The 13,459-nt window shown below is 70.7% G+C and carries 12 protein-coding genes; all 12 read left to right on the top strand.

What is annotated here, in order from left to right; translation table 11 throughout:
- Positions 1–87 precede the first annotated feature (87 nt).
- The 12 genes from ASC82_RS24635 (at position 88) to ASC82_RS24580 (ending at position 13,402) form a co-directional block, all read left to right on the top strand.
- Positions 88–930 (top strand): SAM-dependent methyltransferase, encoded by an 843-nt coding sequence (locus ASC82_RS24635; protein ID WP_056652025.1) that lies wholly within the window; start codon positions 88–90, stop codon positions 928–930.
- Positions 927–1,970 (top strand): class I SAM-dependent methyltransferase, encoded by a 1,044-nt coding sequence (locus ASC82_RS24630; RefSeq protein ID WP_056652022.1) that lies wholly within the window; start codon positions 927–929, stop codon positions 1,968–1,970. Before ASC82_RS24635 ends, ASC82_RS24630 begins: the two co-directional genes overlap by 4 nt.
- 180 nt (positions 1,971–2,150) lie before the next feature.
- Positions 2,151–3,044 (top strand): diiron oxygenase, encoded by an 894-nt coding sequence (locus tag ASC82_RS24625; RefSeq protein ID WP_056652019.1) that lies wholly within the window; start codon positions 2,151–2,153, stop codon positions 3,042–3,044.
- 50 nt (positions 3,045–3,094) lie between these two features.
- Positions 3,095–4,048: a hypothetical protein gene (locus ASC82_RS24620; protein ID WP_199862602.1), complete on the top strand. Its 954-nt coding sequence runs from the start codon at positions 3,095–3,097 to the stop codon at positions 4,046–4,048.
- A 1-nt stretch (position 4,049) separates the two neighbouring features.
- Positions 4,050–4,514 carry a holo-ACP synthase gene (acpS, locus tag ASC82_RS24615; RefSeq protein WP_056652016.1) on the top strand — a complete coding sequence of 155 codons (465 nt, stop codon included), beginning with the start codon at positions 4,050–4,052 and terminating at the stop codon, positions 4,512–4,514.
- 13 nt (positions 4,515–4,527) lie between these two features.
- Positions 4,528–4,779 carry an acyl carrier protein gene (locus tag ASC82_RS24610; protein WP_024758814.1) on the top strand — a complete coding sequence of 84 codons (252 nt, stop codon included), beginning with the start codon at positions 4,528–4,530 and terminating at the stop codon, positions 4,777–4,779.
- Positions 4,776–5,984, top strand: a complete 1,209-nt coding sequence (metK, locus tag ASC82_RS24605) for a methionine adenosyltransferase (RefSeq protein WP_056652013.1) — start codon at positions 4,776–4,778, stop codon at positions 5,982–5,984. The genes ASC82_RS24610 and metK overlap by 4 nt, the downstream gene beginning before the upstream one ends.
- A gap of 3 nt (positions 5,985–5,987) precedes the next feature.
- Positions 5,988–6,971 (top strand): carbohydrate kinase family protein, encoded by a 984-nt coding sequence (locus ASC82_RS24600; RefSeq protein WP_024758599.1) that lies wholly within the window; start codon positions 5,988–5,990, stop codon positions 6,969–6,971.
- Complete coding sequence (metH, locus tag ASC82_RS24595; protein WP_277914794.1) at positions 6,968–10,429, top strand: methionine synthase; 3,462 nt, start codon at positions 6,968–6,970, stop codon at positions 10,427–10,429. The genes ASC82_RS24600 and metH overlap by 4 nt, the downstream gene beginning before the upstream one ends.
- Entirely contained in the window at positions 10,426–11,286 is an 861-nt protein-coding gene (metF, locus tag ASC82_RS24590) for a methylenetetrahydrofolate reductase [NAD(P)H] (protein ID WP_056652010.1), read from the top strand. Before metH ends, metF begins: the two co-directional genes overlap by 4 nt.
- Positions 11,279–12,718 (top strand): adenosylhomocysteinase, encoded by a 1,440-nt coding sequence (gene ahcY / locus ASC82_RS24585; protein WP_056652005.1) that lies wholly within the window; start codon positions 11,279–11,281, stop codon positions 12,716–12,718. The genes metF and ahcY overlap by 8 nt, the downstream gene beginning before the upstream one ends.
- Positions 12,719–12,724: 6 nt before the next feature.
- The gene (locus tag ASC82_RS24580) at positions 12,725–13,402 is read left to right on the top strand and encodes a maleylpyruvate isomerase family mycothiol-dependent enzyme (protein ID WP_056652002.1); all 678 of its coding nucleotides are present in this window, start codon (positions 12,725–12,727) and stop codon (positions 13,400–13,402) included.
- Positions 13,403–13,459 lie beyond the last annotated feature (57 nt).

The following is a 13,459-nucleotide window of genomic DNA, read 5'->3' as shown; positions in this document are numbered from 1 at the left end:
TCCCCGACGGCACGTCCTCACGCGACGTACCCGACCTTCCCCACCCCGACTCTTCCCACCCTGTTCGCCAGTGAAGGGGGACCTCCTGTGGAGGCCGTATCCCGCACCGCCCAGTGGACCGCCGCCGCGCGCGCCCTGGAGACCGAGCGCGAGGACCGGCTGTTCGCCGATCCCTACGCGCGCACCGTCGCCGACGAGATCGGCTTCGAACTGCTCAAGCGCTACGACGGCGGCGGCATCGTGCCGTTCCTCGCCATCCGCACCACCTACCTCGACCGGGCCATCGTCAAGGCGGTGGAGGAGCGGGGCATCCGCCAGGTCGTCTTCCTCGCCGCCGGCATGGACACCCGCTTCTTCCGGCTGCCCTGGCCGGACGGCGTCACTGTCTACGAGCTCGACCGCCCCGCGCTCCTCGCCGCCAAGGCCGAGATGCTGGCCGACGAGCCGCAGCCCGCCGGCCGCACCCGGATCACCGTCCCGGTCGACCTGACCCAGGACTGGACCGGCCCCCTGAAGGAGGCCGGCTGGAAGAGCGAGGAGCCCGTCCTCTGGGTCGTCGAGGGGCTGCTGTTCTTCCTGCCGGAGCAGGCCGTGCGCACCCTCATCTCGACGCTCTCCGCGCACGCCGCGCCCGGCTCCGTCCTGCTCGGCGACGTCATCTCCCGCGCCGCCCTGGTCAACCCCCTGGCCCGCACCTTCCTCCAGGCCCTGAAGGACGACGGCAATCCGTGGCTCTTCGGCACCGAGGAGCCCGAGGCGCTGCTCGACGACTGCGGCTGGTCCGTACGGGAGGTCAAGCAGCCCGGCGAGGCGGGCGCCGACTTCGATCGCTGGCCCTACCAGGTCGCGCCGCGCGCCCTCCCGGGCGTCCCGAGGTCGTTCCTGTTCACGTGCGACCTGCCCACTCACAGCGAGGAGAAGGCGGCATGAGCGCCCACGACTTCCACCAGCGGGTCATCACCGACGCGGGCGCGGCCGTCCGCGGTCTGACCGTCGCCCTCGGCGAGCGCCTCGGCCTGTACAAGGCGCTGGCCGAGCAGGGCCCGCTCACCGCAGGGCAGTTGGCGGAGACGACCGGGACGAACGAGCGGTACATCGAGGAGTGGCTGCACGCGCAGCTCTCCGCCGGGTACGTCGATCGGCACCCGAGCTCGCTCACGTACACGCTCCCCGCCGACCACGTCGAGGTCCTCGCCGACCCGAAGGCCGTGACGTACGCCGCGGGGTTCTTCACCGCCCTCAAGGCGTTGTACGCGACGGAGGACCTGCTGGTCGAGGCGTACCGCACCGGTGACGGCGTCGGCTGGGCCGAGCACGACGCGGCCCTGGACACCGGCATGGGCTCGTTCTTCCAGCCCACGTACGAGCACAAGCTCGTCCCGGACTGGCTGCCCGCCCTGCACGAGGTCACCGACAAGCTCGCCGCCGGCGGGACCGTCGCGGACGTCGGCTGCGGCGTCGGCCACACCACGCTGCTGATCGCGAAGGCGTTCCCGCAGGCCACGGTCCACGGCTTCGACTACTCCGAAGAGGCCATCTCGATCGCCCGCGAGCTCGCCGAGGAGGCCGGTCTCTCCGACCGGGTCGTCTTCGAGGTCGCCTCGGCCGACGACTACCCGGGCTCCGGCTACGACCTGGTGTGCTTCTTCAACGCCCTGCACGACATGGGCGACCCGGTCGCCGCCGCCCAGCACGTCCACAAGTCCCTGGACGCGGACGGCACGTGGATGCTCGTCGAGTCGAACGTGTCGCCGCAGGACATCGACACGCAGACGCCCGCCGCCCGCATGTTCATGGCCCTGTCGGCCGTGATGTGCCTGCCGGTCGCGGTCGCGCAGCGCGGCCCGCACGCCCTCGGCAACCACTCCGGCGAGAAGGCCTTCCGGGGCATCGCGGAGGAGGCCGGCTTCACCCGCTGGCGCCGCGCCACGGAGACCGCGGTCAACGCGGTCTACGAAGTCCGGCCCTGAATCCCCGGGGCCCCGCACTCCCCGCGCCCGAGGGCGAGTGAGCCGAAGGGGGCCGTCGGGGGAACGCGTCCGAGCGCGCGCAGTTCCCGAGGAACGAGGGAGCGAGCACGTACGGACGCGTGAGCCCGACTCAAGGCCCCCGGAGGCGAACCGAGCCCCGAAAAGAAGAGGAGCACCATCATGGGCACCACCGCCCCCCTGCCGGTCACCGACCGGTTCATGGAAGTCCTGGAGCGGCTCAGCGAGCGCTCCGTCGAGGACTACTACAACCCGTACCAGACCTTCCAGTGGCCCGAGACGCTGGAGGAGAACCGTTTCTGGATGACGCCGGAGCTGCTCACCGTCTACGGCACCGAGCACTACGACACCCTCGGTGAGGAAACGCTTCAGCGCCTGTCGAAGTGGGAGTCCATCAACTTCTACAGCCTGAACGTGCACGGCATCCGCGAGCTCCTCATCGAGGTCGTCGGCCGCATCCACATGCCGGGCTTCGAGGTCCCCTCGGACTTCTTCCACCACTTCATCGGTGAGGAGAACGAACACATGTGGTTCTTCTCCGAGTTCTGCCGCCGCTACGGCCACAAGATCTACGGCTCCACCGCGATGCGCGCCGACGCGGCCTGGGAGCCCGAGGTCGAGAACTTCCTCGTCTTCACCCGCATCCTCTTCTTCGAGGAGCTCGTCGACCACTACAACTCCCGGATGGCGAAGGACGATTCCCTCTGCCACACCATCCGCGAGGTCAACCGCATCCACCACCAGGACGAGTCCCGCCACATCGCCTTCGGCCGTGAACTGGTCTCGCTCCTCTACAGCCGGATGTGCCAGTCGGTCAGCGCCGAGCGGGTCCGTGAGGTCGAGGCGTACCTCAAGCGGTACGTCGTCTACAGCACCAACTCCCTCTACAACCCGCATGTCTACCGCGACGCCGGCATCCCGGACCCGCTGGCCCTGCGCAACTCGCTGGTCGCCGACGAGCGGCGCCGCCCGCACGAGCGCAAGGCCATCCGCAAGCCGCTCTCCTTCTTCCTGAAGACCGGGATCTTCTCCGACGACACCCTGCCCGTCGTCTGAGCGCGCCCTCAGACGGGCCCTGGACCTCCCACCCGAGAGGTGAAGAGATCATGACCGTGACGACCCCCGCGCAAGCCGGGGCCCCCGAGACAGTCGGGGAGAATCAGGACGGGCCGCAGCGCGAGCCGCAGCCCGCCCGCCCGGGCACCACCCGGGGCCTGCCCTCGCTCGGCCCGGAGGGGACCCGCCTCCTGCGGCTCCTCGACGACACCTTCGAGGGCTGGGGAACGGCCGCGGGCGCCCGCCCGATGACCATGCCCCCGCTCCTGCCGGCCGCCGACCTGGCCAAACTCGACTACTACGACAACTTCCCGCACCAGGCCGTCGTCGCCGCCCCGCTCGACCTGGAGCGCCGCGCGACCACGCCCTTCTCCGCGGACACCGGCTGCTTCCCGAGCGACGCCCTCGAACCGGCCGCGCTCGGACTGCCCTCGGCGTCCTGCTACGCCGTCTACCTCGACCACCAGGGCACCCGGGTCGCGGACGACACCCTCGTGACGATCTGCTCCTGGTGCTTCCGCAAGGAGACCCACTACGAGGGCATGCGGCGCCAACTCGGCTTCCGCATGCGGGAGATCGTCGCCATCGGCGCGCGCGAGCACGCCGAGACGCACCTCGCCGACTTCACCGCCCGGATCCACGCCTTCGCGACGGCGCTCGACCTGCCGCTGCGCAAGGAGGCCGCCTGCGACCCCTTCTTCGACAAGGGCGGCTCCAAGGCGGTCCTCCAGCGGCTCACCCCGGTGAAGTACGAGTTCCTGTACGAGGACCTGGCGATCGCCTCGGTCAACACGCACCGGAACTTCTTCGGCGACCGGTGCGACATCACCCTGGAGTCGACCGGCGGAGCGGCCTTCACGAGCTGCGTCGCCTTCGGCCTGGAGCGATGGCTGTCCGCACTGACCCGGCGCCACGGCAGCTGGGAGTCCGCCACGCAGGCGGTGCTCGACGCGAACGCCCGCACGCGGGCCGATGCGAGTGGCGCGGCCGGGCCGGTGATCTGACGTGCCGGCCCGTCCCGCCGCCCCGCCGGCGGGCGGCCTGGGGTGGGCGAACCTCGGCATGGACATCGTGTCCGTCAACCGTGTCCGCAGGCTCCTCGCCCAGTACGGCGAGACGTTCTTCGAGCGGATGCTCACCCCCGGCGAGCTCGCCGACTGCCGTACGTCCTCCGGGCTCGACGTCCTGAGCCTGTGCGGGCGGATCGCGGCCAAGGAAGCGGCCTTCAAGACCTTACGGGTCAGGGGCAGGTTCCTGCCCTGGCCGGACATCGTCGTACGCCGCTCCGAGGGCGGCTGGCCGCTCGTGGAGCTGCACCGGGCCGCCGCCGAGATGGCGGCCGAGTCCGGGATCACCGAGATCACCGTGTCCATCAGCCACGACGTGGACTACGCGGTGGCGGTGGCCGCCCCGATCATCACCGCCGCCCCGATCAGCGCCCCCACCTCATACGTATCCAGCAGCAGCTAAAAGGAGATCAACCATGGCCGACGGCCTGCAGACGGTGAAGAACTGGATCCTCGACCGTCACCCCGAGCGCGACGACATCGCCTCCGACCTCGACCTGATCGAGAACCGGCTCATCGACTCGCTGTCCTTCGTGGAGTTCGTCTTCCTCCTGGAGCAGGAGAGCGGCACCTCCATCCAGATGGAGACCCTGGAGGTCGAGTCGATCCGCACCCTCGGCGCCATCGAGCAGCACTTCTTCAAGGCCCCGGCGGAGGTCCAGGCATGAGCCGCCGCCTCTTCACCTCGGAGTCCGTCACCGAGGGACACCCCGACAAGATCGCCGACCGGATCAGCGACACCATCCTCGACGCGCTGCTCACCGAGGACCCGTCCTCGCGGGTCGCGGTCGAGACCCTGATCACCACGGGTCAGGTGCACATCGCCGGCGAGGTCACCACCACGGCGTACGCGCCGATAGCGAAGCTGGTGCGCGAGGCCGTCCTCGACATCGGCTACGACTCCTCCGCGAAGGGCTTCGACGGCGCCTCCTGCGGTGTCTCGGTGTCCATCGGCGCCCAGTCGCCGGACATCGCGCAGGGCGTCGACACGGCCTACGAGTCCCGGGTCGAGGGCGCGGGCGACGAGCTCGACGCCCAGGGCGCCGGCGACCAGGGCCTGATGTTCGGCTACGCCTGCGACGACACCACCGAGCTGATGCCGCTGCCGATCGCGCTGGCCCACCGGCTGGCCCGCCGGCTGACCGAGGTCCGCAAGAACGGCACCGTGCCGTACCTGCGGCCCGACGGCAAGACGCAGGTCACCATCGAGTACGACGGGTACCGCCCGGTCCGCCTCGACACGGTGGTCGTGTCCTCACAGCACGCCGCCGACATCTCCGTCGAGGGCCTGCTCACCCCGGACGTCCGCGAGTACGTCGTCGAGCACGTCCTCAAGGAGCTCGTCGAGGAGGGCGTGAGCCTGGAGTCCGACGGCTACCGGCTCCTGGTCAACCCGACCGGGCGCTTCGAGGTCGGCGGCCCGATGGGCGACGCCGGGCTCACCGGCCGGAAGATCATCATCGACACGTACGGCGGGATGGCCCGGCACGGCGGCGGCGCCTTCTCCGGCAAGGACCCGTCGAAGGTGGACCGGTCGGCGGCGTACGCGATGCGCTGGGTCGCGAAGAACGTCGTCGCGGCCGGTCTCGCCCGCCGCTGCGAGGTGCAGGTCGCGTACGCGATCGGCAAGGCGGAGCCCGTCGGCCTCTTCGTGGAGACCTTCGGCACCGGCACCCTCCCGGACGAGCGGATCCAGGAGGCCGTCAGCGAGGTCTTCGACCTGCGGCCGGCCGCGATCATCCGCGACCTGGACCTCAAGCGGCCGATCTACGCGGAGACGGCGGCCTACGGCCACTTCGGCCGTGAGCTCCCGGAGTTCACCTGGGAGCGTACGGACCGCGTGGAGGCCCTGAAGTCGGCAGTGGGGGCTTAGGTCATGCGTATCGCTGTCACGGGTTCGATCGCGACCGACCATCTGATGACCTTCCCCGGCTGGTTCAGCGAGCAGCTGCTCGCCGACCGGCTGGACCGGGTCTCCCTGTCGTTCCTCGCCGACAACCTGGAGGTCAGGCGCGGCGGAGTGGCAGCGAACATCGCCTTCGGGCTCGGTGTGCTCGGGCTGCGGCCCGCCCTCGTGGGCGCGGTCGGTGCCGACTTCGAGCCGTACCGGGTCTGGCTGAAGGACCACGGTGTGGACACCGACTCGGTGCGCGTCAGCGAGTCGCTCCACACCGCCCGCTTCGTCTGTACCACCGACCGGGCCCAGAACCAGATCGCCACCTTCTACGCGGGGGCGATGGCCGAGGCGCGCGAGATCGACCTGCGGGACGTGGTCGCGCGCACCGGCCGGCTGGAACTGGTCCTGGTCTCCCCGGACGACCCCCAAGCCATGCTCCGGCACACCCGCACCTGCCGTGACCTGGGGATTCCCTTCGCCGCCGATCCGTCGCAGCAGTTGGCGCGGCTGGACGGCGCGGAGGTGCGGGAGCTGGTGGACGGGGCGCGGTTCCTCTTCACCAACGAGTACGAGACGGCCCTGCTCCTGGAGAAGTCCGGCTGGAGCGAGGCCGAGGTGCTGCGCAGGGTCGGCACCTGGGTCACCACCCACGGCGAGGCGGGCGTCCGCATCCGCGGCGCGGACCGCGCCACGCTCGCCGTCCCGGCGGTCGAGGTCGCCGGGGTCGTCGACCCGACCGGTGTCGGCGACGCCTTCCGGGCGGGCTTCCTCGCCGGGACGCTGTGGGGCGTGCCCGAGCGGTGCGCGGCGCAGCTGGGCTGCGCGGTCGCGGCGACCGTCCTCGACTACGTGGGGACGCAGGAGTACCGGCTGCACCGGGACTCCCTCCTGGACCGGATCAGGACGACGTACGGGGTGGGCTGCACGGCCACCCTCGTCACCCATCTGAGGGGGCTGACGTGAGGCGGTCTCTCCGAGAAGAGCTCGCGACGCGGGTCGTGGTGGCCGACGGGGCGATGGGCACGATGCTCCAGGCCGCCGACCCGTCGATGGACGACTTCCGGAACCTCGAAGGCTGCAACGAGATCCTCAACCTCACGCGCCCGGACATCGTCGCCTCCGTCCACGACGCCTACTTCTCGGTCGGCGTGGACTGCGTCGAGACCAACACCTTCGGGGCGAACCTCGCCGCGCTCGCCGAGTACGGCATCGAGAACCAGGTGTACGAGCTGTCGGAGGCCGGCGCCCGGATCGCCCGCGCCGCAGCCGACGCGCACACGGCCGCCGACGGCCGCCCCCGCTGGGTCCTCGGCTCCATGGGGCCCGGTACGAAGCTGCCGACGCTCGGCCACGTCACGTACGAGCCGCTGCGCGAGGCTTTCCAGCAGAACGCGGAGGGCCTGATCCGCGGCGGTGCGGACGCCCTCCTCATCGAGACCTCGCAGGACCTGCTCCAGACGAAGGCGGCCGTCATCGGCGCCCGCCGGGCCCTGGACTGGGTCGGCGTGGACCTGCCGGTGATCGTGCAGGTCACGGTGGAGACGACGGGCACGATGCTGCTCGGCTCGGAGATCGGCGCGGCGCTCACCGCGCTCGAACCGCTCGGCATCGACATGATCGGCCTGAACTGCGCCACGGGCCCCGCCGAGATGGCGGAGCACCTGCGGCACCTGTCCCGGCACGCCCGCATCCCGATCTCCGTCATGCCGAACGCGGGCCTTCCCGTCCTGACCTCCGACGGCGCCCACTATCCCCTCTCCCCGACCGAACTGGCCGACGCCCAGGAGAGGTTCGTACGGGAGTACGGGCCGGCGCTGGTCGGCGGCTGCTGCGGGACGACCCCGGATCACCTGCGGGAGATCGTGGAGCGGGTGCGCGGCGCGGCCGTCCTGGACCGGCGGCCGACGCCGGAGCCGGGCGCGTCCTCCCTCTACAGCCACGTGCCGTTCCGGCAGGACACCGCGTACATGGCGATCGGCGAGCGGACGAACGCCAACGGCTCGAAGAAGTTCCGCGACGCCATGCTCGACGGCCGCTGGGACGACTGCGTCGAGATGGCGCGGGACCAGATCCGCGAGGGCGCGCACATGCTCGACCTGTGCGTGGACTACGTGGGCCGGGACGGCACCGCGGACATGGCGGAGCTGGCGGGCCGTTTCGCGACGGCCTCCACGCTGCCGATCGTCCTCGACTCGACCGAGATCGGGGTGCTGCGGGCCGGCCTGGAGAAGCTCGGCGGCCGGGCGGTCGTCAACTCCGTGAACTACGAGGACGGCGACGGCCCCGAGTCGCGGTTCGCGCAGGTCACGGCCCTCGCGAGGGAGCACGGCGCGGCGCTGATGGCGCTGACGATCGACGAGGAGGGCCAGGCCCGTACCGTCGAGCACAAGGTGGCCGTCGCCGAGCGGCTCATCGACGACCTCACCGGGAACTGGGGGATCAGGGAGTCGGACATCCTGATCGACACCCTCACCTTCACCATCTGCACGGGGCAGGAGGAGTCCCGCAGGGACGGCATCCACACGATCGAGGCGATCCGCGAGCTGAAGCGCCGCCACCCCGACGTGCAGACGACCCTCGGCCTCTCCAACATCTCCTTCGGCCTGAACCCGGCCGCGCGGATCGTCCTCAACTCGGTCTTCCTCGACGAGTGCGTGAAGGCCGGTCTCGACTCGGCGATCGTGCACGCGTCGAAGATCCTGCCGATCGCCCGCCTGGAGCAGGAACAGGTCGAGGTCGCGCTCGACCTCATCCACGACCGGAGGCGGGAGGGGTACGACCCGCTCCAGCGGTTCCTGGAGATGTTCGAGGGCGCGACGGCGAAGTCCCTCAAGGCGGGCAAGGCCGAGGAGCTCCTCGCGCTGCCGCTCGACGAGCGGCTCAAGCGGCGCATCGTCGACGGCGAGAAGAACGGCCTGGAGGCGGACCTCGACGAGGCCCTGACAGCCCGCCCCGCCCTGGAGATCGTCAACGACGTCCTCCTGGACGGCATGAAGACCGTGGGCGAGCTCTTCGGCTCCGGGCAGATGCAGCTGCCGTTCGTGCTCCAGTCCGCCGAGGTCATGAAGAGGGCCGTGGCACACCTGGAACCGCACATGGAGAAGACCGACGCGGACGGCAAGGGCACGATCGTCCTGGCCACGGTCCGCGGCGACGTCCACGACATCGGCAAGAACCTCGTCGACATCATCCTGTCCAACAACGGCTACAACGTCGTCAACATCGGTATCAAGCAGCCCGTCTCCGCGATCCTGGAGGCCGCCGAGGAGCACCGCGCCGACGTCATCGGCATGTCGGGTCTCCTCGTGAAGTCCACCGTGATCATGAAGGAGAACCTCCAGGAGCTGAACGGCCGCGGCCTCGCCGCCCGCTTCCCCGTGATCCTCGGCGGCGCCGCCCTCACCAGGGCGTACGTCGAACAGGACCTCCACGAGCTGTACGAGGGCGAGGTGCGGTACGCCCGCGACGCCTTCGAGGGCCTGCGCCTCATGGACGCGCTCATGGGCGTCAAGCGGGGCGTCCCCGGAGCCGTACTCCCGCCGCTCAAGCAGCGGCGGGTACCGAAACGGGAGACGTCGGCCCCGGTCGCGGAGGTGCGGGAGCCCGAGCCGGCCGGCCGCTCCGACGTCGCCGCCGACAACCCCGTACCCGAGCCTCCCTTCCTCGGGACGCGGGTCGTCAAGGACATCCCGCTCGCCGCGTACGCCCCCTGGCTCGACGAGACGGCCCTCTTCAAGGGGCAGTGGGGCCTGAAGGACGAGGCGACCATCGAGGCGGAGGGCCGGCCACGGCTGCGGGCGCTGCTCGACCGTGTCGAGCGCGAGGGCCTCGTCGAAGCAGCCGTCGTCCACGGCTGGTTCCCCTGTGTGTCCAAGGGCGACGACCTGATCGTCCTGGACGAGGACGGAGGCGAGCGGACCCGCTTCTCCTTCCCCCGCCAGCAGCGGGGCCGCCGCCTCTGCCTGGCCGACTTCCACCGCGCCGAGGACTCCGGCGAGGTGGACGCGGTCGCCCTCCAGGTCGTCACCGTCGGCTCCCGCATCGGCGAGGAGACGGCCCGGCTCTTCGCCGCCGACGCCTACCGCGACTACCTCGAACTCCACGGCCTCTCCGTCCAGTTGGCGGAGGCGCTCGCCGAGTACTGGCACGCGCGGGTACGCGCCGACTGGGGTATCGGCGCCGCGGACCCGGCCGGCATCGCCGGCATGCTCCGCACCGAGTACCAGGGCTGCCGCTACTCCCTCGGCTACCCGGCCTGCCCCGACCTGGAGGACCGGGCGAAGATCGCCGCCCTCCTCCGCCCGGAGCGGATCGGCGTCGAGCTGTCGGAGGAGTACCAGCTGCACCCCGAGCAGTCGACGGACGCGATCGTCGTCCACCACCCCGAGGCGAGCTACTTCAACGCGGGAGGCCGCAGGTGAGCCCCACGTACTCCTTCGAGTTCTTCCCGCCGAAGACGGACAAGGGCGAGCGGACCCTGTGGGACGCGATCCGCCGGGTCGAGGCCCTGTCCCCGGACTTCGTCTCCGTGACGTACGGCGCGGGCGGCTCGTCCCGCGACCGGACCATCGACGTCACGAAGCGGATCGCGACCGAGACGACCCTGCGGCCGGTGGCGCACCTGACGGCCGTCGGGCACTCGGTCGCGGAACTGCGGGCCATCATCGGCGCGTATGCCGATGCCGGGGTACGGGACGTACTCGTCCTGCGCGGCGACCCGCCGGGCGATCCGCGCGGCGCGTGGACTCCGCACCCGCAGGGCTTCGCGTATGCCTACGAACTGGTGGAACTCGTCCGCTCGTTGGGCGAGTTCCGGATCGGCGTGGCCGCCTTCCCGGAAGGCCATCCGAGGTCGCCCGACCCGGCCTCCGACCTCGCCCACTTCGTCGCCAAGTGCCGTGCCGGCGCCGACTACGCCATCACGCAGATGTTCTTCGACCCGGAGGACTACCTGCGGCTGCGGGACCGGGTCGCGGCGGCCGGCTGCGACACCCCGATCATCCCGGAGATCATGCCGGCGACGGACGTACGCCAGATCCGGCGCTTCGCGGAGCTCAGCGACGCCGCCTTCCCCGAGGACCTGGCGCACCGCCTGGAGGCGGCGAAGGACGACCCGGCCGCGGCGTACCGCATCGGCGTGGAGCACGCCACGCAGATGGGTCTGCGACTCCTCGACGAGGGCGCGCCGGGCCTGCACTACATCACGCTGAACAAGTCGACGGCGGCCCTGGAAATCCACCGAACCATCATGAGCGCAAGGAGCGTTGTCCATGTCTGACGCCTTCACCTTCACCGACTACAAGGTCGCCGACATCTCCCTCGCCGAGTTCGGCCGCAAGGAGATCACCCTGGCGGAGCACGAGATGCCGGGCCTGATGTCCATCCGCCGGGAGTACGCGGCCACGCGGCCGCTGGCGGGCGCCCGGATCACCGGCTCCCTCCACATGACCGTGCAGACCGCCGTCCTCATCGAGACGCTCGTCGCGCTCGGCGCCGAGGTCCGCTGGGTGTCCTGCAACATCTACTCGACGCAGGACCACGCGGCCGCCGCGATCGCCGCCGCCGGCATCCCGGTCTTCGCCTGGAAGGGCGAGACCCTGGAGGAGTACTGGTGGTGCACCGAGCAGGCGCTGACCTGGCCCGGCGCCGACGGCCCCGCTGCGTCTGATGGCCGGTCCTCGTCCCTCGGCCCGAACATGATCCTGGACGACGGCGGTGACGCGACGGCCCTGGTCCACCTGGGTGTCGAGTACCGGAAGACCGGCAGGCTGCCCGAGGCGTCCAATGAGGAACTGACCGTCATGCGGGCCCTGTTGGAGAACAGCGAACTCGACTGGTCGACCATCGCCGCCGGCATCCGCGGCGTGACGGAGGAGACCACGACGGGCGTCCACCGCCTGTACGAGATGCACCGCGAGGGCGCGCTGCTCTTCCCGGCGATCAACGTGAACGACGCCGTGACGAAGTCGAAGTTCGACAACAAGTACGGCTGCCGGCACTCCCTCATCGACGGCATCAACCGCGCGACGGACGTGCTGATCGGCGGCAAGACGGCGGTCGTCTGCGGCTACGGCGACGTCGGCAAGGGCTCGGCGGAGTCGCTGCGCGGCCAGGGCGCCCGCGTGATCGTCACCGAGATCGACCCGATCTGCGCGCTCCAGGCGGCCATGGACGGCTACCAGGTGGCGACGCTGGAGGACGTGGTCGAGACGGCCGACATCTTCATCACGACCACCGGCAACAAGGACATCATCATGGCGTCCGACATCGCCCGCATGAAGCACCAGGCGATCGTCGGGAACATCGGCCACTTCGACAACGAGATCGACATGGCGGGCCTGGCGCGGATCCCGGGGATCGTGAAGGACGAGGTCAAGCCGCAGGTCCACACCTGGACGTTCGAAGACGGCAAGGTGGTCATCGTCCTGTCGGAAGGCCGCCTCCTCAACCTCGGCAACGCGACCGGCCACCCCTCCTTCGTCATGTCGAACTCCTTCGCCGACCAGACCCTCGCGCAGATCGAGCTGTACACGAAGCCGGAGGAGTACCCGGTGGACGTCTACACCCTCCCCAAGCACCTCGACGAGAAGGTGGCGCGACTGCACCTGGACGCCTTGGGCGTCCGCCTCACGACGCTCCGCCCCGAGCAGGCGTCGTACATCGGGGTCCCGGTGGAGGGCCCGTACAAGCCGGACCACTACCGCTACTGAGCCGGCATGTGTACGGACTGCACGGACGACACCCGTGACCCCTGGCTCCCGGACCGGCTCCTGACGACGGAGCGGGACCTGCTGATGCCGCTGCTGCGCCGCACGCCCCCGGAGGCGTACGAACTGCGCACCGCCTGCCCCGGCTGGACCGCCCGGCAGGTCGTCGCCCACTGCGGGGCGGCCCTCGTCCGCATCGTCGAGGACCGCCTGGAGGAAGGCGTGTTCCTGCCGGAGGCCAACGCGTGCGACGTGGCCGAACGCGAGGACTGGCCCCTCGGGCGGATCCTCGACGAACTCGAACGCGGCCTGACGGAGGCGGGCCCCGTCATCGCCGCCCGCGAGGACGGTCGGCTCGACGCCGTCGCGCTCGGCGAGTGGGTCCACGCCGGAGACGTCCGGGAGGCCTTCGGCGAACCCGGCGCGTACTGCGGCGACAGCCTCGACCTCGCGCTCCCCCTCCTCTCGGTCACGAGCCGCAAACGGGAGACGCCGCGCCTGATGGGCGTCCTGGAGGGCCGCGAACACCACCCCGTCGCCCTCGGCAACGAAATCGAGGGCCGGGAACCGGCCCGCTTCCACGGGGACGCGGCGACCCTGATCCGCATCTACTCGGGCCGCCCGCTGGTGCGCACGCGGTACGAACTGACGGGCGCGACGGAACACGAACTGCTGATCTACCGCTGACGAGGCGGGCCGCGCGGCCCGAGGACCGCTGGCCTCCGCCCGTGTGGGCCCGCGCCC

This window comes from Streptomyces sp. Root431 (genome assembly GCF_001426585.1).
GTDB classification, from domain to species: Bacteria; Actinomycetota; Actinomycetes; order Streptomycetales; family Streptomycetaceae; genus Streptomyces; species Streptomyces stackebrandtii.
Note: the sequence above shows the minus strand (reverse complement) of the source record. Positions and strands in the feature narration are given on the sequence as shown.